16 protein-coding genes are annotated in these 23164 nt (G+C 41.3%); 12 read left to right on the plus strand and 4 right to left on the minus strand.

Annotated features, from left to right (window positions below):
* Positions 1-78: 78 nt before the first annotated feature.
* The 11 genes from ACLI1A_RS15960 to ACLI1A_RS16010 all read left to right on the plus strand — a co-directional run bounded on the left by ACLI1A_RS15960 (position 79) and on the right by ACLI1A_RS16010 (position 17601).
* A complete protein-coding gene (locus ACLI1A_RS15960; protein ID WP_411409678.1) occupies positions 79-3228 on the plus strand; it encodes a SusC/RagA family TonB-linked outer membrane protein in 3150 nt (1049 codons plus the stop codon).
* Positions 3229-3250: 22 nt separating this feature from the next.
* Positions 3251-5041, plus strand: a complete 1791-nt coding sequence (locus tag ACLI1A_RS15965; RefSeq protein WP_411409679.1) for a RagB/SusD family nutrient uptake outer membrane protein — start codon at positions 3251-3253, stop codon at positions 5039-5041.
* A 140-nt stretch (positions 5042-5181) separates the two neighbouring features.
* Positions 5182-6387, plus strand: coding sequence for a glycoside hydrolase family 105 protein (locus tag ACLI1A_RS15970; protein ID WP_411409680.1), 1206 nt, complete (start codon positions 5182-5184; stop codon positions 6385-6387).
* Positions 6388-6390: 3 nt separating this feature from the next.
* On the plus strand, positions 6391-7992 hold the full coding sequence (locus ACLI1A_RS15975) for a glycoside hydrolase 43 family protein (RefSeq protein WP_411409681.1): 1602 nt from the start codon (positions 6391-6393) through the stop codon (positions 7990-7992).
* A gap of 12 nt (positions 7993-8004) precedes the next feature.
* The gene (pelA, locus tag ACLI1A_RS15980) at positions 8005-9075 is read left to right on the plus strand and encodes a pectate lyase (RefSeq protein ID WP_411409682.1); all 1071 of its coding nucleotides are present in this window, start codon (positions 8005-8007) and stop codon (positions 9073-9075) included.
* A gap of 71 nt (positions 9076-9146) precedes the next feature.
* Positions 9147-12386 (plus strand): pectinesterase family protein, encoded by a 3240-nt coding sequence (locus ACLI1A_RS15985; RefSeq protein WP_411409683.1) that lies wholly within the window; start codon positions 9147-9149, stop codon positions 12384-12386.
* Between the two features lie 48 nt (positions 12387-12434).
* Positions 12435-13766: a T9SS type A sorting domain-containing protein gene (locus ACLI1A_RS15990; protein WP_411409684.1), complete on the plus strand. Its 1332-nt coding sequence runs from the start codon at positions 12435-12437 to the stop codon at positions 13764-13766.
* Positions 13767-13948: 182 nt separating this feature from the next.
* Complete coding sequence (locus ACLI1A_RS15995; protein WP_411409685.1) at positions 13949-14746, plus strand: T9SS type A sorting domain-containing protein; 798 nt, start codon at positions 13949-13951, stop codon at positions 14744-14746.
* A 137-nt stretch (positions 14747-14883) separates the two neighbouring features.
* Complete coding sequence (locus ACLI1A_RS16000) at positions 14884-15813, plus strand: alpha/beta hydrolase fold domain-containing protein (RefSeq protein ID WP_411409686.1); 930 nt, start codon at positions 14884-14886, stop codon at positions 15811-15813.
* A 32-nt stretch (positions 15814-15845) separates the two neighbouring features.
* A complete protein-coding gene (locus ACLI1A_RS16005) occupies positions 15846-16844 on the plus strand; it encodes a pectinesterase family protein (RefSeq protein WP_411409687.1) in 999 nt (332 codons plus the stop codon).
* Between the two features lie 19 nt (positions 16845-16863).
* Positions 16864-17601, plus strand: a complete 738-nt coding sequence (locus ACLI1A_RS16010) for a rhamnogalacturonan acetylesterase (protein WP_411409688.1) — start codon at positions 16864-16866, stop codon at positions 17599-17601.
* Between the two features lie 144 nt (positions 17602-17745).
* Here ACLI1A_RS16010 and ACLI1A_RS16015 read toward each other — a convergent pair whose 3' ends face one another.
* From ACLI1A_RS16015 to ACLI1A_RS16025, 3 genes are all read right to left on the minus strand, one after another.
* Positions 17746-18678: a transglutaminase gene (locus tag ACLI1A_RS16015; protein WP_411409689.1), complete on the minus strand. Its 933-nt coding sequence runs from the start codon at positions 18676-18678 to the stop codon at positions 17746-17748.
* An 18-nt stretch (positions 18679-18696) separates the two neighbouring features.
* On the minus strand, positions 18697-19542 hold the full coding sequence (locus tag ACLI1A_RS16020) for a substrate-binding domain-containing protein (RefSeq protein ID WP_411409690.1): 846 nt from the start codon (positions 19540-19542) through the stop codon (positions 18697-18699).
* 129 nt (positions 19543-19671) lie between these two features.
* Positions 19672-21177, minus strand: a complete 1506-nt coding sequence (locus tag ACLI1A_RS16025) for a succinate CoA transferase (protein WP_411409691.1) — start codon at positions 21175-21177, stop codon at positions 19672-19674.
* A 157-nt stretch (positions 21178-21334) separates the two neighbouring features.
* On the opposite strand from ACLI1A_RS16025, the gene ACLI1A_RS16030 reads away from it, so the two are divergent.
* The gene (locus ACLI1A_RS16030) at positions 21335-22135 is read left to right on the plus strand and encodes a helix-turn-helix domain-containing protein (protein WP_411409692.1); all 801 of its coding nucleotides are present in this window, start codon (positions 21335-21337) and stop codon (positions 22133-22135) included.
* Positions 22136-22224: 89 nt separating this feature from the next.
* Here ACLI1A_RS16030 and ACLI1A_RS16035 read toward each other — a convergent pair whose 3' ends face one another.
* On the minus strand, positions 22225-23094 hold the full coding sequence (locus tag ACLI1A_RS16035; RefSeq protein WP_411409693.1) for a nucleoside phosphorylase: 870 nt from the start codon (positions 23092-23094) through the stop codon (positions 22225-22227).
* Between the last annotated feature and the right edge of the window lie 70 nt (positions 23095-23164).

The following is a 23164-nucleotide window of genomic DNA, read 5'->3' on the forward strand; positions in this document are numbered from 1 at the left end:
ATAACCAAACTCTCATTTATGTGTATTAAATACTTGTATTACAAAGGGGGCAATTTTTGCCTTATCGTTACTGTTTTAATGACACTTTTTTTAAGTTTAAACGCTAGTGCTCAGGGAACAACCGCCGTGAGTGGCGTTGTTAAGGATCCTACGGGGGCTACACTTCCTGGGGTTACCGTACTTGAAAAAGGGACTACTAATGCGGTTTCTACTGACTTTGATGGTAACTATACTATTAAAGTTGCAGGCGCTTCAAGCGAACTGGTTTTTTCTTACATAGGCTTTGAAACTACTACTAAAGCCGTAGGGAACCAAACAAAAATAGATGTTGTACTAAGCGATAAAGTTGCCCAGCTGGACGAGGTTGTGGTAATTGGCTATGGTTCTGCAAAGAAATCAGACCTTACTGGTGCAGTATCTACCATATCTGGTGATGCGCTTAAAAAAGTTTCTATGCCAAGTGTAGCCGAAACCCTTACAGGACGTGTTGCAGGTGTACAGGTTACTTCATCTGAAGGGTCGCCGGATGCCGACATAAAAATAAGGATACGTGGAGGTGGCTCTATAACACAAGACAGTTCGCCGCTTGTTATTGTAGATGGATTTCCGGTAAGCAGTATCAGCGATATATCTCCAAATGACATTGACCAGATAACTGTTCTTAAAGATGCTTCATCTACAGCTATTTATGGTTCGAGGGGAGCTAACGGGGTTATAATTATTACTACGAAGAGTGGTACTAAGGATAATAAGTTGGCTGTTACTGTAAACTCGTTTTTCGGAATGAAAAAAATGGTGAAAACCATTGGGGTTACGGGGCCTCAGGACTATGCAGACTGGCAGTATGAATATGCCTTACTTACTAATGACGTGGCCTCTTATGAAGATAAATTCGGAACCTGGTCTCCTAATGCTTATGCAACTACAAAAAAAGTAGACTGGCAAAAAGAGATTTTTGGGCGCACCGGTACCGTACAAAGCCATGATATAGGGCTTAGAGGTGGTTCGGATAAGTTAAACTATAGCTTCAATTATACCCGTTATGATGAAAAAGCTATAATGTTAGGCTCTGATTATAAGAGAGACAACATTTCTATGAACCTAAAGAATAAGCCCAGTGATAAAGTGAACCTAAACTTTACACTACGTTATTCTGACACTAAAGTAAACGGTTCGGGTACGAACGAGCAGAAGGAAATTTCCTCGGCCGATTCGCGCCTTAAAAACATGGTGGGTTATGCCCCTATGGATGTTCCCGGCCTTACAACTGATAATACAGATGAAGCCGTAGCAGGTTACTTGGTTAACCCGTATGTATCTATTGCAGATAATGACCGCCAACAGGAACGAAAAAACATAAACATGCTTGCGGGTCTTGGGTGGACTCCTGTTAAAAACCTACAGTTTAAATCTGATTTTGGCCTTGACAACTATTTTATTACCGATAACCGTTTTTACGGACGTTCTACGTATTACGTAAACAATATACCTGCAGCAGACTATCAGGGAAAACCTGCACTGATAATGTCGGACAGGCAGGATTCAAGGTTTAGGAATGCTAACACCCTTAACTATGATTTTAAAGATATTGTAGGCGATAAGCATAACCTGAACCTACTGGTTGGTGAAGAAATGATCAATTATCAGAGTACAATAAAAACATCTACCATTCACAACTTCCCTGATTTCTTTACCTTCAGTAATGCGGTAAACCTATCGGCTATGGGTACGGCTCAAAACATAGATAATTACTCGTACCCTGAAGATAAGCTGCTTTCATTTTTCGGACGTTTAAATTACGACTTTGATAGCCGCTATCTATTAACAGCTACCTACAGGGCAGACGGTTCGAGCAAGTTCCTGGGCGACAACCGCTGGGGATATTTCCCTTCGGCAGCAGCTGCGTGGAAAATATCAAGTGAGGAGTTCATGAAAAACCTTACCTGGGTAAACCTGCTTAAACTAAGGTTGAGCTACGGGCAGGCCGGTAACAATAATATTCCTGTGGGGCAAACAATACAAACATTCCTTGTGTCTAATTCTACATGGATAAATGATGTTTCAAGCTACTTGTCTCCGTCTAAAACCATGGCTAATCCTGACCTGAAATGGGAAACTACCATTACACAGGATTTAGGTTTGGATTTCGAATTGTTTAAAGGAAAACTAAACGGTTCAGTAGACGTTTATAAGAATGTAACCAAGGACCTGCTTATAAACTTCCCGGTTGCGGGTTCGGGCTACGATACCCAGTACCGTAATATGGGGGAAACCCAAAATACCGGTATCGAGGGATCGTTAAACTACTTTGCAATTGATGAAAAGGATTACGCACTAAATTTCTCGTTTAACATTACTGCAAACAAGAGCAAGATAAACTCACTTGGCATAATGGATGATTTCGGACAGTCATCTAACTGGGCCTCTACTGCCATAGGCAACGACTATGCTGTAAGGGTAGGGCAGCCTGTAGGTATTATGTATGGCTACAAAAGCGACGGAAGGTATGAAGTTTCTGATTTTACATACGATGGAGGCACATATACACTAAACTCAGGAGTAGCTGATGCTACAAGTGTAGTAGGCCCTGTAAAACCGGGTATGATGAAGCTTAAGGATATTAATGGAGATGGCGTTGTTAATGCCGATGACCAAACCATTATAGGTAATGCTAATCCTAAGTTTACGGGTGGTTTTGTACTGAATGCCAATGCATATGGGTTCGACCTTATGGCAGCCTTTAACTGGAGTGTAGGTAACGATATCTATAACGCTAACAAAGTAGAATTTACTACTGCTACACCAAATACCCAATACAGGAACCTGAGCTCTACAATGGCATCAGGAAGCCGCTGGACAAATGTTGATGCTTCAGGCCAGTTGGTTACAGATCCTTCGGCACTGTCTGCACTAAACGAAAATACCACCATGTGGTCTCCATACATGCAACGTTTTGTATTTAGCGACTGGGCTGTAGAAGACGGCTCTTTCTTAAGGTTAAACACCCTTTCATTGGGCTATAGCCTTCCGGCCGGAGTTAACCAAAGGCTTGGAATTTCAAGGTTAAGGTTCTATACAACATGTAACAATGTGTTTGTACTTACAAACTACTCAGGGCCAGACCCTGAGGTGTCTACAAGAAGGGCAACCCCTCTTACGCCGGGTGTAGATTATTCGGCATATCCGCGCAGCAGGCAATTTGTTTTTGGTTTAAACCTAAGTTTCTAAATTCTAACCTTGTATTGTAACAATGAAAAATATATTAAAAATAACCGGAATAGCAGTTGCGGCCTTTCTTATAGGTTGTGATAGTTTTACTGATTCATTAGAGACGGCACCGGCATCTACGATGGATGAATCGCTTATTTTTTCTACACCGGGTCTTACTCGCAGTGCTGTAGATGGTATTAAGATTCCTTTTGGCGAAACAAACTCTTACAGGGGCAGGTTTCTGCCATGGTACGGATTTAATACTGATACAGAATGGTACAACTCATCAGAGTCTACCAGTTCTGATAATGCTGATCTTTGTATTTACGATGCCAAGCCGAACAACAGCCAGATGAATACATTAAACAATGTATGGGCCATGATGTATTCGGGTATAGAACGCGCCAATATTTGTATTAAAGGTATTCGTGCGTATGGTAATCCCGCAGCAGATAACGATATGGGATATTTATTAGGCGAAGCACTTACTTTAAGAGCAGTATATTATGCTGACTTACTTAAAACCTGGGGCGATGTTCCTGCACGTTTTGAGCCTATTACCACAGAAACCCTGTATATAACAAAATCGAGCAGGGATGTAATTTACAAACAGATAATTGCCGACCTTGGCGAAGCCGAACAACTTGTACCCTGGCCAAATGCATCTACAAATACAACAACTACAGAGCAGGTAAACAAGGCTTTTGTAAAAGGACTTAGGGCGCGCCTTGCACTGGCTGCATGCGGCTACCAGCAATATCCTGACGGTGTACGAAGAAGTACTGATACCGAACTGTCTGTGCAAAATATGTATACACTGGCGTATAACGAATGTAAAGATGTAATAGATAGCGGTTCGGCTCATCTTGAATCATCATTTGAAACATTCTGGAAAAAATACAACCAGGAAAATATCGTTGCCGGTGGCGAATCACTTTGGGAAATTCCTTTTAGCGATGGACGTGGCAGGATGCTGTTTACCTTTGCTGTAAGACATACTTCTGTAGACCAGTACCAGGCAAACGGAGCAAACAGGGGTGGTGCCGGCGGACCGCTACCACATATCTTTTATGATTATGACGTAGCCGATACCCGCAGAGATGTTACCTGTGTGCCTTATCTATGGGGTGCCGCTGTAGACGGGGTATCTAAACAACAGCTTGGCGCTCTTAATAAATGGTATTTTGGAAAATACAGGTATGAGTGGATGACCCGCAGGGTAACCTCTACTAACGATGACGGTGTGAATAAAATATACATGCGTTATGCCGAAATACTTTTAATGGCTGCAGAAACTGCTAATGAACTTGAGGGGCCGGCAGCGGCGGCGCCATATCTTAAACAGATAAGGATGAGGGCATTCCCGGCAGCGGTTCAGGCAGAAAAAGTAGACAATTATGTAAATGCGCTTACTTCAAAACAGGCAATGTTTGATGCCATTGTTGAAGAACATAAATATGAATTTACAGGTGAAATGGAGCGTAAGCAAGCACTTATCCGCTGGAACCTTCTTGGGGCTAAGCTTGATGAAGCCAAAGCTAAAATGTTCCGTTTACAATTGCGTACTGATGAATATGCCGATGTACCGTCTACGCTATACTATAAATTTGCTTCAGATAATGAAAGCTTAATAATTTATGGTCTTAACCACGGTGAGTTGGATGATCCGGGGGCAGGGTATACTTCTTTTGCATGGTCTACACTTACTGATTCTAAGATAAACAGTATATACAAAGCAGGTGTTAACCCGGATGCAAGGCAGTTCTGGCCTATATGGCAGGTATTTCTGGACAGCAGTAACGGCCTTCTGGTAAACGACTACGGATATTAGTAGTTACCCGTTTTACGATTTATGAGTAGTGTCATTCATTTTCATAGGTAGTTAGTTTTTAATAGGGGCATATCCTTTTAATGCCCCTATGTAACTCCTTTGTTTTCAATGAATAATTAAGATATAAAGTAATACTATAAATGAAACCATTCATTATCAATAAGCAGTTACTTTCAGCTCTCCTTTTGGTTTGTTTTTTGTCGTTGTCTGCACAAAATCAGAATGATAACGCAATTATTCCATCTGATGTAAAATGGTCTGAAAGGATGGCTTTATCCATCATGAAGCGTCATCCTGAAGCTTACCAGATTGATGAAAAAACTGAGCCAAAATGGGATTATGTACACGGGCTGGTACTTACGTCGTTTGAAAAGCTATATAAAAGCACTAATAACACTAAGTATTATAATTATATAAAGGGTTATGCCGATGCCACTATTGACGCTAACGGAGGTGTTAGTTCTTATAAACCGGAAAGCTATAATATAGACATGCTTGCTGCAGGCCGTATACTGTTTAACCTTTACAACACCACGCACGACCCACGCTATCTTACAGTTTTAAAATCGCTTCGTGGCCAGATAAACGGCCAGCCGAGGACAACCGAGGGTGGATTTTGGCATAAAAAAGTATACCCTTACCAAATGTGGCTTGACGGCCTGTATATGGGGGAACCTTTTTATGCTCAATACACATCAGAGTTTGAAGGTGGTAAAAATCTGGATGATGTTGCAAAACAGTTTGAACTGATAACGCTACACGCCACTGATAAAAAAACAGGCCTGCTGTACCACGGTTGGGACGAAAGCAGGGAAATGGGCTGGGCAAACAAAGTTACAGGCTGTTCGCCTAACTTTTGGTCCAGGTCTATAGGCTGGTATTTGGTAGGGCTGGTAGATGCGCTGGATTATTTCCCGGAAAATCACCCTAAAAAGAAAGAACTGATAAAGTACCTGAATAACGTAGCCAAAGCGGTAACAAAATTTCAGGATAAAACAGGACTTTGGTACCAGGTAACAGATAAAGGGAGCAGTCCAGGTAATTACCTGGAATCGTCTGGTTCTGCAATGTTTGCCTATGCTTTAGCAAAGGGAGTAAACAGAGGCTACCTGCCTAAAAAGTATAAAAAAGTAGCAATAAAAGCATTTAATGGCTTAACCAGCAAGCTCATTAAAGTAGATGCCGATGGCGAGGTTACCATAACCGAAGCCTGTGCGGTAGCTGGTTTAGGCGGTAAACCATATCGGGACGGTTCTTACGAATATTATGTAAATGAACGTAAAAAAGACAACGACCCTAAAGCTACCGGTCCATTTATCCTGGCGGCGTTAGAACTAAATAAATAGTGTATGTGCAAGCGGTTGGTTTTCATATTAATTTTTGCAGTAACTGCACTACAGGCACAGCAGCAACAAAAACCGGTTTGGCAATCAGATAATGGCGATGGTACCTATACAAACCCGGTGCTTAATGCAGATTATTCTGACCCCGATGCTATAAGGGTAGGAGATGTTTTTTACATGACGGCATCGTCGTTTAACTGTATTCCCGGCTTACCCATACTCAAGTCGTATGATTTGGTCAACTGGTCGCTTATTGGTCACGCACTTGTTAAGCAGCCTCCTTATGATGTGTATAGTAAACCTCAACACGGTAACGGTGTTTGGGCACCATGTTTACGCTACCACAATAACGAATTTTATATTTATTACCCCGATCCTGATTATGGTATTTATGTTGTAAAGTCGAAAAAAATTGAGGGGCCTTGGTCAGTACCTGTTTTGGTAAAAGAGGGTAAAGGATTAATTGACCCTTCACCATTGTGGGACGATAACGGCAAGGCATACCTTGTTTACGCGTTTGCAGGAAGTAGGGCAGGTGTAAAGAGTATGTTGACTATTTGTAGTCTCTCTGTAAACGGTTTGTATACACAAAATGATGATGTTTTGGTCTTTGACGGCCATGATGAAGAATCTACCGTAGAGGGACCGAAGATTTATAAAAAGGAAGGTTTTTACTACATATTTGCTCCTGCGGGAGGAGTAGCCACTGGTTGGCAAACAGTATTCCGATCAAAAAGTATTTACGGCCCTTACGAAAAAAGGAAAGTAATGCATCAGGGAGCTACTGCTGTAAACGGACCGCATCAGGGCGCATGGGTTCAAACGGCAAAAGGGGAGGACTGGTTTCTGCATTTCCAGGACAAAGGGACTCCGGGCAGGGTAGTGCATTTACAACCTATGAAGTGGCAAAACGACTGGCCGATTATAGGAGAAGACAAAGACGGCGACGGCATAGGCGAACCGGTAACAAAGTACCGCAAGCCTAATGTAGGTAAAAATTTTCAGGTAGTATTTCCGCCGGAAGGTGACGAGTTTAATATTCCTAAGCTGGGCTTGCAATGGCAATGGCATGCAAATCCACAAGTTACCTGGGGCTTACCGGGAAGCTATGGGTATTATATGCTGAATTGTATACCAAAACCCGAAGGCGCCGTAAACCTCTACGATATCCCCAACTTATTGTTACAAAAGTTTCCTAATGAGGTTTTTACCGCAACTGCCAAAGTAGAGTGTAATTTTCATTCGGATGATGAGGAAGCCGGGCTTGTAGTAATGGGGCTTGATTACGGTTACCTTAAGCTTAAAACCGTATCGGGTAGGCTTTGTGTAATGCCTATGGTATGCACTAATGCCGATAAAAAACAACCGGAACGCTCTATAAGCATGGCAATGCTGTATGGTAAAGAAGTTTACCTCAGGGTTAAAGTAGATAACAGCAGTTGTACTTTTTCTTACAGCGAAGATGGAGTAAATTATACAGATGCCGGAACTTCTTTTAAAGTTAGGGAAGGTAAATGGATAGGAGCCAAAGTTGGCTTCACGGCACTAAGAAACGGTTTTATAAACGATGCCGGTAACATTAAAATCGACTGGATAAGAATAAATTAATTACACAGGAAAATGAAATTTTTAAAACTAATATTAGGCCTGTTATTAGCTGTTGTTTCGTGTAAAGCACAGATTAATGAAAAATCCTGGCAGAAAATAACACACAGTAACGATGATGCCTGGTTTGCATCTCAGGAAGCTGTAACTATAGCTGATAATGTACTGTTATATCAAAGGAACATTGGGGGGTGGCCAAAGAATACACCTATGCAAAACAGTCTTTCAGAGAGTGAAAAGAAAAAGCTAATTGATCTTAAATCAGAATCTAAGGAATGCACTATAGACAATGGTGCTACAACCCAGGAAATGATATTTCTGTCTAAGGTTTATAAGCAGCATCCTGACGAAAAGTATAAGGCGGCCTTTCTTAAAGGGCTTGATTATTTGCTCGAATCTCAATATCCAAATGGTGGCTGGCCGCAGTTTTATCCCTTAAAAAAGGGATACTACACCCACATTACCTATAACGACGACGCTATGGTGAATGTGCTGAATGTACTTAAAGATATAAAAGACGGCTCGGCTAATTTCCCTATAAAACCGTCTGATAAAACACTTGAAAAGGTAACGGTAGCTTTTAATAAAGGCATAGATTGTATTCTTAAAACACAGTATATACAAAACGGTAAGCTTACCGCATGGTGTGCGCAGCACGACGAAGTAACGCTTCAGCCAGCCAATGCCCGTGCTTTTGAACTGGCTTCACTAAGTGGCAAGGAATCCGCTAAAATAACCCTGCTATTAATGTCTATACCAAATCCGGATAAGAAAATAGTGGCTGCTGTAGACGCTGCTGTGAAATGGTTTGAACAAACTAAAATAGAGGGTATTAAGATAGAAAATATTACAAACAGCGATGGAAAGAAGGACAAAGTTGTGGTTGAAGATGCTACAGCCGAGCCACTTTGGGCCAGGTTTATGAACCTGGAGGACAATAAACCATTTTTTTGCGACAGAGATGGAATAAAAAAAAATACACTGGCTGAGATAGGCTATGAGAGAAGAAATGGATACGGATGGTATACTAATGAGCCGAAAGAAGTTTTAAAGAAATACGCTAAATGGAAAAATAGCTTGAAATAGCTATTTTTTTGACATAAAAACGCAATCGATTGCGCAAGTAAATAAATTTTTAAAACAAACCTTATTTTATTATGAAAACAAAAATACAAATGCTCTTTTTAGCACTGGTCTCCTGTATACCGGTGTTGTTAAAAGCCCAGACTACTGATGTTTGGGACTTTGGCGCAGCACAGCTTGACGCTGCTACGTATAACAATGTTCTAAGTGAATCTGTTATTAATTCGTGGTACGATGTGTCAGTTACCCCGGGTACTTCGGGCCTGGTATTACCATCGGCATTTACAGCCGGTGCGCTTTCGTGGGTGGGTGGAACTAACGACAGGCTTCGCACTACGAATACAAATCTTACACGTTATGATGCTAATATAGCAAGCGTAACAGATTATACCGGTAGGATTTATTGTAATGCAATTCCGTCTACAACAAACGGTTTGCCTGCCACGAGGTACCTTAGCCTTGTACTAAATGAAGACGACGAGGTGACTATTATAGCCCGTGGCGATACTGCAGGTTCACTTAGCTTTGTATACGAATCGGATCCAACGATGCAAACCGATAACGTGCCAACCACATCTACAAGTGCTACCGTAACCGAAGTGCACTTTGTAGCGAAATATGCCGGAACCTACCGCATTTTTGACCAAACTGCGAAGGCAAGCTTTTACAGGGTATATCGTACACCGGCTACTTATGTAAATGTTACCGGAGCTATAGATGTGTCTATGGCTTGGGGATTACCTGATGGATACTCGGTTGTATTTACAAACGCAGCGGGTAAATCATGGCCTGCCGTAATGAATACTGATGGTACTTACAGCGTAACGATACCTGTAGGTTACACTTACGAACTAAGCCTTGCAGATGCAAGCGGATTTATAATAAGCAGCGGCGATACACTGGATACTACTGGAATAACCACCCCTGATTATACACATGATATAGCGCTGCTTAGCGTAAACCTTTACTCACTTAGCGGTGCTGTTACAGGTCTTGGCACCGATATTTCGGCTATGCAGTTAGCATTTGCGCCAGATCCTTCGGTTTCTACAGCGTATGTACCTATGCCAATTGTAGATACAACAGCAGAAACTTACTCAGTGCAATTAGAGCCGGATATTGAGTACACTATAAGTGCTACCGGCGTAAATGATTATGAGATTTTACAAAATACCATAACACTTACTGCAACAGGAAGTACCTTTGATATTGCTTTTACGCCAAAATCTGTTTATCCTGTAACCATAAGCACTTCAGGGCTAACAACTATGCAACAGGAAAGTTTACAGTTAACCTTTACTAACCTGAATGAAGCTGGTTATAGCTATACATTCGGCCCACAGGATGCTATTGAATTAAGAGATGGTGTATACGCTGTTACCGCTTCAGGACTAAACGATTACCCTATAGAACTTGGACTTGCTTCTAATCTGGCTGTTAATGGTGCTGCGGTTTCTAAAACTCTGGAGTTTGTTCCGGTAACCGTATGGTCGTTTAACGATCAGGCTATTTCTACAACCACTTCGGCATCTTATAAGGGAATGCTGTTCACAGGTCAGGTAATCACGGTTACAAGTTCGGGTCACCTTGCGGCAAAATCGGGGGCTACCATTCAGGTACCTGTAAATCCTGGAGAAAAAGTTTCCGTATCGTACTACTATTCTGCAAACTTCTCTATTGAAGGTGGCGAAAGTATCATTACAGCTTCAAACACTACATCAGTAATAGAAAATGCAGAATATACTTATATGGGTGATGCTGCCGGTTTTGTAACAATTACCGTGGGTGGTGAGGCTACTGCTACAAGTTATTTTACTGAAATAAAAACCAGCCCGGTTACTGCTTATGTAGCTGAGATTACAGTGGGTACAGATAAAGATTACCCAACCATTAACCAGGCTCTTAAAGCCATTGCTTCTATGGAGCGTGGTGCTACAGACAGGGTTACTGTGGTAATAGACCCTGGGAACTATGAGGAGATGCTTGTAATCAACCAGCCGAATATTACACTTAAAAATGCGTCTTCGTCGCCAAACACAAACCTTATAAACAAGGGAGTAGATATAACTGAAGGTGCAGTAAGGATAACATCGTACTACGGGCACGGTTACAACTATTTCAGTATGGCAAATAACCAGAAATGGAATGAGGACGTATTAAATGTTAATACAGAAAACGGCTATACCTCTTATCAAAATACCGGTGCAGGTACTACTAACGGTTCGTATTGGAATGCTACCGTGGTTATCAGTGCGGCAGGTTTCATTGCCGAGAACATTATTTTCGAGAATTCGTTCAACCAGTATATTTCGCTTAAAGAATCGCAAGATACGGTACAGGAATGGTCTCAGGGCAGCCCGGGAGCAAGGCCAACTACTTACGGCGACACCAGTGTACAGCTAAGGACTATGGTAGAACGCGCAGCTGCGATAGCCATAACTAACAATACAGATAAGGTTGTTTTATACAAATGCCGTGTTGTAGGAAGACAGGATTCGTTTTACGGTGGAGTTGGTGCAAGGGTAGCAGTGTACAAAGGCGACATGATGGGAGCAGTGGATTACATCTTTGGAGGTATGGATGTTGTTTTCTACAAGTCGAACCTTACCATGAATGTTTGCGATCTTTCTAACGATCAGGCATATATTACTGCTGCACAGCAATCATCGGGCAGGGGATACCTTATGTACGAGTGTACGGTTACTACTGCAATACCTCAGGTAGAAACAGCTTCAGTGTATCGTGCCAAGCCGGGCTATTTCGGTCGTCCGTGGCAGGCTACTACCAGCGAAGTTGTGTTTTATAACACTACTATAGAAACATCAGATTATCCAGGTTCTGAAGGAAGCTCGTTAATAGTACCGGCAGGATGGAACAGTACGTTAGGCGGTACTTCAGCCGGAATGTATGAATTTGGTACCATAGAAGTTTCGGGTGTAAATAACACACCAAGCCGTGCTTCGTGGGCTACCAGCCTTACAACACCGGTACTGAATGACGGTACTGAAATTTCTACCTTTAACTTTACAAAGGGTAATGACGACTGGGATCCGTTTCCGGCACTTATAGAAAATGACCTTTCTACCGGTAATGTTACTCCGGTATCAGGTTTGCATATCTATGCTTATAAAAGCAATGTTGCCATTAACAATGTAAAATCTAATACTAATGTGCAGGTTTACAGTATAACAGGAGCATTGATTAAAACATTTAAAACTGCCGAAGACACTACTTTCACTTTAAATCCTGGCATGTGGATTGTTGTAGCTACATCGGGAGAAGGGCAAAAATCGGTTAAGCTTATCACATTTTAATAATTAACTGGGTACTGCTTTCGGGCAGTACCCTTATTTTCTTTTGCAATGAAAAAGAGTATTTTTTTATTTATTTTCGGACTGAGTATCTGGGGAGCTTCTGCCCAGACAAATTTTTCAGCCGTTCCCGAAGGGTTCGGAGCTAATACAACAGGTGGAGGGAGTGTTGCCGCCGAAACAGTAACTACTTTTGCTGACCTGAAGGCAAAGTTAACATCATCGACTGCGAAAGTAATTTTAGTTTCCGGTGAAATAACTGTCCCTTCAGGACAACCAATAAGTGCTGTAGTAACCAATAAAACACTTATTGGATTACCGGGTGCAAAGCTAATTAACGAAACCCAGTCTAATCCGGGGTCGGGTATACTTTACCTAAAGCCCGGTTCTAACAACGTTATTATCCGTAACCTTATTTTTGTAGGCCCCGGCGCGTATGATATAGACGGCAATGATAATCTTACTGCCGATGGCTGTACTAATTTATGGGTAGACCATTGTGAGTTTCAGGACGGTCAGGACGGAAACTTCGACTTAAAAGGATTAACAGACAATGTTACAGTTTCGTGGTGTAAGTTTACCTACCTGAAACCGGCAGTTTGTTGCGGTTCAGGAGGAAGTAATGACCACAGGTTTAGTGATCTTGTAGGTTCAAGTGCATCAAATGCTCCAGCCGACGGACACTACAGTATTACCTTTCAAGGGTGTTACTGGGCAGACGGTTGTAAAGAGCGTATGCCAAGAGCCAGAAATGCTGAGCTGCATATACTAAACTGTTATTACAACACCTCAGTTTCAGGTTCAAGAGCTTTAGGGCTTGGCGGTGGAATTAACAATACTACCTGCTATGTGGAAAACACGAACTTTGCCAGCATTTCTAATGTATACGCTAACTATAACAGTACCGATGGCGGTACGGTTGCAGTTAATTTTACAGGGTGCCTTAACCAGGGAAGTGCTGTAAATGTAGGTACGGTTACAGCTCCGTCTTACACCGCTACCGTAATCCCCGCTGAAGATGTTGCTGATGCTGTTACAAATACAGGTTGTGGAGCAGGTGCAACACTAAATGTAAACTCATCAGGAGAAATTTCGGTAGGCATCTGTGCTGCAACTGCGGGTACAGAAAATATAAAAGCCAACAATAGCATTTACCCTGTGGTAACTAATGATAGCCTGAAAATTTACTTTGGCAATCGTAACCCTGAAACTGCCGATATTGAACTATTTTCAACTAATGGTCAAAAAGTGTTAAGCTTTAAAAAAGCATCCGTTTCAGGTTCTGTTTTCACAGCAGATATTAGTTCACTTGCTGCCGGTACTTACATATGTAAGGTGAAAGCAGGGGAAGTGATTACTAACCTAAGGATACTTAAAAAGTAGCAATTTGCCTAGGTTCTTTTAAAAGATCTTTACCAAGCATAAATAATCATTTTCTTTTTTTATTGAAATATTTTTCACAATAGTTAAAATATCTCCTAAATAAATTGTTTATATAATAAAATTTACTAAATTCGTGTAATCGATTGCATGAAATTTGATTATTAATTTTTAAAACCAAACCTATGAAAACAAAATTACTTCCATCGCTATTAATTGCAGTACTTATTTCAAGTGCTTCATATGCTCAGACAAAAGTTTGGGATTTCGGTAATGATACAACTACCTGGCCTTTAAGCACAGGTATTACTACAGAAACTGTTATAGATAATTTAGGACTGTATCCTATCAGTACCAATACAAATTTTGGGGCTGTTACAGCTAACACCGCTTCATTCTCAGATGGCTATACAGCTGTTCAGCGATTCCAGATGAATGGCGGTGGCGGTGTTACGGCGCCCACATATATGCCTACACAACGCTATCTTTATTTTGATGTAGACAGTGACTGCCAAGTAAGCGTGTGGTTTAAAACCGGTAGCAACGGTGCAGTACGTACCGTAATGGTAACCGATGGTACTTCACTTATAGGATCGGGTACTTCTAATTCAGGCGAAAATGCCGATCTTGTAATATTTACGGCTAACTACACATCGGCAACGGGTGGCAGACTTTATATTTATGGCGATACGGCTAACAACCTTTATAAAGTACAGGTTACCGGCGCTAACGTAAGTACTGCTATAGCGGGTGTAGATAATCTTACAAAATCACAGGCTATGGTTTACTCTAACGGTAAACAGGCTTTTATCTCAAACGTAAAATCAGATACGCAAGTAAGTATTTATAATGTAGCCGGTGTACTGGTTAAAAAGTTCAATACAAGCCAGGATATGGCTCTAGATTTCCTGACTTCAGGGTTTTACATTGTAAACGTTAAATCAGAAGAAGGAAATGCAACAACTAAAATAGTAGTGCAATAGTTTTTGGGTTAATTCAATATTTGCTGGCTGATTACTAATTTTTATTATTGGGTTATTTTTGGGGTTTATCAGCCAGTAAAATTCTATGGGCAGTAGCGGGTTATTCCTGCTACTGCTTATTTAATATAGTAGTAAACATGAGAAAACTTTTTACGGTATTATGTGTATTTTCCGTTACAGTATTGTTTGGGCAAATTCCGGTTGACACGTCTTATACACCGGCCAGTGCATATAAAAAAGATGTAAAGAAATATCCGTTTATAAAGATTGCTCAAAGCACTGTTAGTGATAAGGTTATTCAGGAAAATGATATTGTTTACAAAACTATAGAAGGGAGAGCACTGCACTTTGATGCCTTTTTTAATAAAGAATCAAAGAAGAATCCGGCTGTAATACTCATACATGGGGGCGGCTGGAAATCAGGAAACAAACAGCACATGCACCAAATGGCACAGCAAATAGCCCAGGCCGGATATAGCTGTTTCTGTATAGAATACCGATTGTCGCTGGAAGCAAAATATCCTAATGCAGTTTTTGATGTTAAAGATGCCATAAAGTATATTAAAAAACATGCAACCGAATTTAACGCTAATCCAAAGAAAGTAGCGGTACTTGGCTGCTCTTCAGGTGGACAAATGGCTGCTTTAATTGGTACAACAAACGGTAATAAAAAGTTTGAAGAAAAAAGCCCGCTTAAAACATCAACAGATGTGCAGGCTATCATTGACATGGATGGAGTATTGGCATTTCATCACCCGCAGTCGCAGGAATCTGAAGTGGCTGCGTTTTGGCTTGGCGGTAATTATAAGGAGCAACCCCAGGTTTGGGAAGAGGCTTCTGCGCTAAACCATACCGATAAGAATACACCGCCTGTGTTGTTCATTAACAGCGAGCATATTCGTTTTCATGCCGGGCGTGATGAAATGATAGAAATTTTAAACCGCAATGGTACTTACAACGAAACAAAAACACTTGATGGTTCGCCACATTCGTTTTGGTTTTATGAACCGTGGTTTAATGAAATCACACTGTATTCCGTACAGTTTTTAGACAAGATTTTTAAATAAGGCTGGTATAAGCCCGATAAATATAAAGTAATATGTCTTTTTCTATTTTTACCCCAAAAAAAGCCGCCACAAAAATGATTCTGCTATTGGCTTTTCTTTCGTTTTCAATGAATTGTTTTGCCGCAGATGAAAGAAAAGTCGTTGCCCTGGACGGATCGGGCGATTATACTTCTATACAACAGGCTATAAACAACTCTAAGGCTTTTCCATATCATAGGATTACCATTTATATAAAGAATGGTGTTTATCACGAAAAGGTAAAAGTACACGAATGGAACAGTAATATTACCCTTGAAGGCGAAAGTATAGAAGGCACTATTATAAGCTACGACGATTATTTTAATAAAATCAATCTTGGCCCCAATAGTACTTTTTATACCTCTACCTTGCTGGTAGAAGGCGATAATTTCATTGCCAAAAACATAACGGTTGAAAACACGGCCGGCGAGGTAGGGCAGGCCGTAGCGCTTAGCCTCCACGCTAATAATGCAGCAGTAATAAACTGCAAATTATTAGGAAACCAGGATACATTGTATGTAACAGGAAATGGTTTTAAAAATTATTTTAAAGACTGTTTTATACAGGGTACAACCGATTTTATTTTTGGCAGTGCTACAGCATATTTTGATAATTGCACCCTTCACAGTTTAAGGGATTCATATATTACTGCTGCTTCTACACCGCAAGGTGAGGAATACGGTTTTGTATTTAGTAATTGCACCCTTACTGCCGAAAGTGGTGCTACAAAAGTGTATTTGGGCAGGCCCTGGAGAATTTACGCTAAAACGGTGTTTATTAACTGTAATATGGCGGCACATATATTGCCCGAAGGTTGGCAAAATTGGTCTAAACCGGATGCTGAGAAAAATAGCTTTTATGCTGAATACAACAATACCGGCAGTGGATTTACACCAAAGCGACGTGTGGCGTGGTCGCATCAGCTAACCGCAAAAGAAGCTAAAAATTATACTATTGAAAAATGTATGGGAATGCCTTTTTATAATGTTATAAAAACGTTGACCACAAAATAACACAACCCAAAATAGTCTTATGAAAACCAAATTACTTGTTATTCTTTTTGTTTTATCCCTGCAAACCGGTTTTGCACAAAAAATTACAATATACGGCATAGGTGACTCTACCATGGCCAACAAAGCTAATTCCGACAGAAATCCGGAACATGGCTGGTTACAGGTTTTTCCTGAATTAATGTCGGCCGACGTAAAGGTTATAAACAAAGCTGTAAACGGACGCAGCACGCGTAGTTTTATAAACGAAGGGCGTTGGGATTCTATAACCAAAAATTTAAAACGCGGTGATTACGTGTTCATTCAGTTTGGGCATAACGATCAGAAATCGGGTGATTCCACACGGTACACTAATCCACATACGGCATACCGTCATAACCTAATCCGCTTTGTTAACGAAGCCCGAGAAAAAGGTGCCATACCGGTTTTGTTTTCGTCTATAGTACGCCGCAATTTTAATGAAAAAGGTGTTTTAATAAGTACTCATGGCGAGTATACAATGGAAGCGCGTCTTGTGGCACAGGAATATAATGTGCCATTTATTGACTTGGAGTATTTTACAGAGTTACTGGAAGCATCGTATGGACCTGAAAAATCAAAGGAACTTCATTTACATTTTAAACCCGGTGAAGTGGCGTACTATCCTGATGGAAAGGATGATGATACCCACCTGAGCAGAAAAGGAGCCTTAGAAGTATCCAAGCTGGTCATTGCCGAAATAAAAAAGCAAAAGCTAAAATTAGCGGGTTATGTGAAATAGGTTATTAGACTACTTGGATTTTTGGACTGTTAGAAAGTTAGACTTCATAGAACTTTGGATTATTAGATTTTTGGATAGAATGTCATTCTAAAATCTAAATTTTCCAATAATCCAAAAGTCTAAGTAGTCTAAAAAGCCAATAATCTAATTAAAAGTCAGCTGTCCCAATATCTCCTCACTCATAAAAGGCCCACCGGGATAAGTAGCAGTATAATCAAGGTTTAGCCAAATCTGGCCGTATTCATCTTCATGATAATGTACTTCACGTCCGCGGCTTTCTTCTACAAACAGGTATTGTTTTATAAGATAATTGGCTAATTCTAAATCGGCTTTTTTCCCCACCAGCATTTCAGGGTACAGATGCCCACCGGTGTGTATAATGCGCGGCGTACCGCCTATTGCCCTAATACATGCTGCCATGAGTATGGCGTGGTCGTCGCAGTCGCCGGCAAAGTGCTGTAACGATTCGTCAGCAGTAGCTATGTATTCGGCGTTTCGTGGATCGTTTACGTAAATCCAGCGGTTACGTATATCTTTAAAAACCGAAAAACACTGTATCATCAGTCGCTGGTTGTGGAAGCCTTTTATTCCCTTAAAATATTTGGTAGCAGCGCCCACTGCGTAGTTACGAACTTTTGGGTTGTTGTAGTCTACTGCTTCTATTATTTCGTCTTTATTAGGAAAGGGCAGCAGGCGCGATACAATTACATCCTGCGGATTAGGGTCGTATGCCATAGTGTATACCATAGCCTGGTAATCTTCGTATACAGATATAAAACCGTAATTCCCTAAAAAAGAACCATACAGCAGTACCATGAGATATACAAATATGCAAAAGAACAATACCTTTTTCATGTAATGCAGCACTAATTGTATTGCAGCAATCATAGTAATAAAAATCAGTACACGATCTATGTGCAGCGGCCACTGTGGGTCTATAAGGTTTTGATGCAATATTATAAACAGCGGAATGGCTATAAGCACATTCAGTACAAAAATGATAATGGAATCCCAGGGCTTCTTTATTACGAGCCTTTCCCTAAACTGTTTTATTTTAGAAAAATCGGGTAGTTTCATTAACCATTGTAGTGCCGTTTACGGCGCCAGGTTTTCAAAAGGTATTTGTTTATCGGTAATGCCCAGTTGCAATAATTGTTCCTGTATTTTGTCAAACGTAATTTTGTCTGGTTTCGTTTGCGACCAACGGGTTAATTTTAGCCATTCGTTAATGTCGTCAACTTTCTGCCCGTAACGTTCTGCCAACGTTTTATCAATACTTGGTATCTGTTTGAAATCAAGCGTGGTATTATTTATTATCTCAAGTACTTTGGCAACAGCCTTGCCTTTGATTTCAAGTACTTCATTTCGCACCGCAATTACAAAACTCGGCCATGGTGTAGGGCAGTCGCCCACACGGCGGAAGATGCCTTTATCTACAATCGGCTTGGTCATAAAACGCTCCCACATAAAGTAATCAGCACGGCCTTCGGTAAGGGCTTCCACGGCTCCGTCCAGGGTATTTACCACCTCAAAACGTAGGTTGGCGGTGTTCCATTTTTCCTCCTGAGCCTGTACATAGGCCATAAGGTGCGAACCCGAGCCATAACGGCTTATGGCTACAATCTTGTTTTCAAGGTCGTCTGTGGTTTGGTAAGGAGAATTTGCAGCAACGTGTATGCCCCAGATTAATGGCGACTGCACATATATCTGTACTATTTTGCTGGGATTACCTGCTACAATGTCTTTTACAATACCTTCGGTAAGTATTACGGCAATGTCGGTTTCACCGTTGCGCAGCATTTGGCACAGCTTGCCGGTACCTTCAGGTATATCGGTCCATTGCAGGTCGATGCCTTGTTGTTCAAATTCGCCGTTTTCTATGCAGAGGTGCCAAGGCAAGTTAAAGTGCTCGGGTACCCCGGCTATTGTAAGTGTTGTCATTAGTAAATGCTAAAAGGTTTCCTGACAAATTTACTACCTTCAGCTAAATTAATACCATAAAAAATCCCTAAACCGAAGCCGGAATAGGGACTAAAACAAATAAACGCAAAAAATTATGTAGTAATTATATCAAGCGGTGCATAGCTGTTTCATGGTGCCGTTTTTTTGCAGGCTTATGTGCCATGAAAAAGCTTCTTCTAGTATATGTGGTGTGTGGCCGCCACGCAGACAGGCTCTTTCATAATAATCCTGTAATGCCTCTTTATAATCAGGGTGTACACAGTTTTCTATTACCACCTTAGCACGCTCTCGCGGTGCAAGGCCACGAAGGTCGGCAAGCCCCTGTTCTGTAACCAGAATGTCTACATCGTGTTCACAATGGTCTACATGGGATACCATAGGAACCACGTGGCTTATGCTGTTGCCGTCTTTTGACGCCGACTGGGTTACAAATACACTCAGGTAAGCATTCCGGGCAAAATCTCCTGAACCGCCTATGCCGTTCATCATACGGGTGCCTGAAAGGTGGGTGGAGTTTACATTGCCATAAATATCAAACTCTATGGCTGTATTTATGGCAATAACTCCCAGCCTTCGTATTATTTCTGCGGCATTGCTTATATTTTGGGGGCGAAGGACTATCTTGTCTTTGTATTGTTCGAAATTTTCTAACAGGTGGTCGTACATAGGTTTAGAAACCGTGATGGATGAAGCCGAAGCAAAATCCATTTTTCCGCTGTCCATAAGCTGAAAGGTACTGTCTTGCAGTACTTCGCTGAACATGGTAAGATGTTCAAAGTTACCTTTTTCAAAGCCCATCATTACGGCATTGGCCACCTTACCTATACCCGCCTGCAGTGGCAGCAGAGAAGGGGTAAGCCTACCTGAAGCTACTTCATTTTCAAAGAATTTAATAAGGTGTTCGGCTATGGCTATGGTTTTTTCATCTGGCTCCGCGGTTGAAGCAGGGCTATCGGCTAATTCTGTAAATACTATGCCTACCACCTTTGCCGGATCTACAGGTATGTGGGTTATGCCTATCCTGGTTTCGGGCGCGGTTACATTAAATACGTTCCTGTGCGGATATGCATCGGGTATAATCACATCGTGTATTCCTTCAAATGAAAGCGGAATGGCTGTATTTATTTCAATGATGATTTTTTTTGCCAGTTTTGCAAATGTGGCCGAGTTGCCTATAGATGTCGTAGGTATAATGTTCCCGTTTTCATCTACTCCCAAAGCTTCAATTACAGCAAAATCAAGTTCTGATAAATGGCCGTTATTTAGTAGCTCTGCGGTTTCGCTAAGGTGTTGGTCTATAAAAAGCACCTCTCCGCTATTGATTTTTTTGCGCAATGATGCATCTACCTGAAACGGCATCCTTTTATAAAGCGCATTGGCTTCGGCCAAATCGGTATCGGTAGTATGTCCTAAAGATGCTCCTGTAATAAGGGTTATGCCTATTTGTTCATCGGCTGCTCGTTTAGCAAATGCGGGTAGTACGGCCTTACTGTCGCCGGCCTTTGTGAAACCGCTGCTGCCTACTGTCATGTGGTCTTCAAAAAGTGAAGCGGCTGCATCGGCTGAAATTATTTTTTTTAGGTAATCCTGAAATTTTATTCTGCTAAAATCCATAGTAAATTCATTAAGATTTTTACTAAAAACTAAATAACAACTACCTTTGTAAGGCGTATTGTTATAAAGGTGTTAACTTTCTATTACAATATTACGAAAACGTTTAACTGGCTGATTATTTGTTTTCGCCAAACAATTATTCAAAAAAGACAACAGCGTGGGCACAAAATATTATTTAACCGATGTAGATACCGAAGAGAAAAGCATTTACTGTCACCACGACTTAATGGGAGAATTGCTTATACCGGAACATTACCATGAAAAGTCGCAGTTTTTGTATACTGAGGGCGGGGTAGTGTATGTGCGTACCGAGGGGCATACCTATTTTTTACCGGCACGCCATTTTATGTGGATACCCGCAGGAGTACACCACAGCATACACCCCAGCAGCGAAAATGTAATGATGCGCAACCTGTATTTTCCGGTGGAATCCAAGGAGCCGGCGTTTTATGCGCAGGAAGGGATTTATCCGGTAAATGACCTGATACTGAACCTGCTGCTGTATACCAAAAAGTGGAACGGTAACCTGCAAAAAGGCTCTAAGAATTTTACTATTGCCCTTGCTTTAAAAATATTACTCGCCGATACAGCTACCGAAAACCTGCCATTATCATTGCCCATGGCAAAAGATAAACGACTTGCTAAAGTAGTGGAATACATCAACAAAAACCTGGAGAAGAACCTGTTGTTTGCCGATATTTCAGCCAGATTTGGGTTTAGTACCCGAACACTGCACAGGTTGTTTATAAAAGACCTTGGGATGTCGTTTATACGTTTTTTTACTATAAGCCGTATGCTACGTGCCATAGAGCTACTTACAGAAAAACAGCTCCCCGTAAGCGAAATAGCCCTGGCGGTGGGGTACAACAGCCTGCCTACATTTAGCAATACATTTTATAAACTACTGGGTGTAAGGCCTACAGAATATGCTAATGGTAAGAATATATTAGGGGAATAACCGTTCCGTCATTGCGAGCGAAACGCAGTGGAGCGCGGCAATCTAATTATAGATTGCTTCGTCGTGCCTCCTCGCAATGACCGACGGGGTTACACCGCCAGTTTATCCAGCACGTAATTAATAAGATTGTTTACTGCTGCGTAAGGATCAGCACTAAAGGTACCTGTAGCCCTGTTGGCTATAATGGCATTCATGGAAAGCGCGTTATGCCCTAAAAGTGCCGACAAGCCGTATATGGCAGCGGTTTCCATTTCAAGGTTTGTAATGCGGTTACCGTTAAAGTTGAAGGTGTCCATTTTACCATTCAGTTCCGGGTCTTGTATGCTAAGGCGCAGTACACGTCCCTGTGGCCCGTAGAATCCCCCTGCCGTAGCTGTAATACCTTTATGAATGTCTGGGGTATAAATAAGTTCCTGTAGTTTCTCGCTGCCTTTTACAACGTAAGGTTTCCCTTTACGGATGTCCCAAAGTGTGTGGTGTATAAACGCTTCTTCGGTAGCATAATCTGTAACTTGCTCTACATTATAAGAGCGAAGCATATTATCAAGCCCCAGTCCGTAAGCAGACATTACAATACTATCTACAGGTATATCGGCATGCAGGGAACCTGAAGTGCCTACACGAATGATGTTTAATGAGGTTAGCTTTTCTTTAGGCAACCTTGTTTCCAGGTCGATGTTTACCAGTGCATCAAGCTCGTTTAGTACAATATCTATATTGTCCGGGCCTATACCGGTAGACAGCACGGTAAGGCGTTTGCCTTTATAAATGCCCGTCTGGGTTTTGAATTCCCTCTTTTGGGTAGAAAACTCAATACTGTCAAAATGCGCAGTAATTTTGGCAACCCTGTCCTGGTCGCCCACAAAAATAATATCGTGTGCTATGTTTTCCGGCTTCAGGTTCAGGTGATATACGCTGCCGTCGGGGTTCAGTATCAGTTCTGATTGTTTAATTTCCATTAAAAAGTAATCTATAATGTTACTAAAATAAAGAAAGCATTTGCACTAAGCAAATGCTTTCTGTTTTCTT

This window comes from Flavobacterium sp. RHBU_3, assembly GCF_046613565.1.
Lineage (GTDB): Bacteria > Bacteroidota > Bacteroidia > Flavobacteriales > Flavobacteriaceae > Flavobacterium.

What these genes read in the sequence shown, in the direction of transcription:
- ACLI1A_RS15960 (WP_411409678.1), top strand. Translation starts at nt 79, where the DNA reads ATGACACTTTTTTTAAGTTTAAACGCTAGTGCTCAGGGAACAACCGCC.
- ACLI1A_RS15965 (WP_411409679.1), top strand. Translation starts at nt 3,251, where the DNA reads ATGAAAAATATATTAAAAATAACCGGAATAGCAGTTGCGGCCTTTCTT.
- ACLI1A_RS15970 (WP_411409680.1), top strand. Translation starts at nt 5,182, where the DNA reads ATGAAACCATTCATTATCAATAAGCAGTTACTTTCAGCTCTCCTTTTG.
- ACLI1A_RS15975 (WP_411409681.1), top strand. Translation starts at nt 6,391, where the DNA reads ATGTGCAAGCGGTTGGTTTTCATATTAATTTTTGCAGTAACTGCACTA.
- pelA (WP_411409682.1), top strand. Translation starts at nt 8,005, where the DNA reads ATGAAATTTTTAAAACTAATATTAGGCCTGTTATTAGCTGTTGTTTCG.
- ACLI1A_RS15985 (WP_411409683.1), top strand. Translation starts at nt 9,147, where the DNA reads ATGAAAACAAAAATACAAATGCTCTTTTTAGCACTGGTCTCCTGTATA.
- ACLI1A_RS15990 (WP_411409684.1), top strand. Translation starts at nt 12,435, where the DNA reads ATGAAAAAGAGTATTTTTTTATTTATTTTCGGACTGAGTATCTGGGGA.
- ACLI1A_RS15995 (WP_411409685.1), top strand. Translation starts at nt 13,949, where the DNA reads ATGAAAACAAAATTACTTCCATCGCTATTAATTGCAGTACTTATTTCA.
- ACLI1A_RS16000 (WP_411409686.1), top strand. Translation starts at nt 14,884, where the DNA reads ATGAGAAAACTTTTTACGGTATTATGTGTATTTTCCGTTACAGTATTG.
- ACLI1A_RS16005 (WP_411409687.1), top strand. Translation starts at nt 15,846, where the DNA reads ATGTCTTTTTCTATTTTTACCCCAAAAAAAGCCGCCACAAAAATGATT.
- ACLI1A_RS16010 (WP_411409688.1), top strand. Translation starts at nt 16,864, where the DNA reads ATGAAAACCAAATTACTTGTTATTCTTTTTGTTTTATCCCTGCAAACC.
- ACLI1A_RS16015 (WP_411409689.1), bottom strand. Translation starts at nt 18,678, where the DNA reads ATGAAACTACCCGATTTTTCTAAAATAAAACAGTTTAGGGAAAGGCTC.
- ACLI1A_RS16020 (WP_411409690.1), bottom strand. Translation starts at nt 19,542, where the DNA reads ATGACAACACTTACAATAGCCGGGGTACCCGAGCACTTTAACTTGCCT.
- ACLI1A_RS16025 (WP_411409691.1), bottom strand. Translation starts at nt 21,177, where the DNA reads ATGGATTTTAGCAGAATAAAATTTCAGGATTACCTAAAAAAAATAATT.
- ACLI1A_RS16035 (WP_411409693.1), bottom strand. Translation starts at nt 23,094, where the DNA reads ATGGAAATTAAACAATCAGAACTGATACTGAACCCCGACGGCAGCGTA.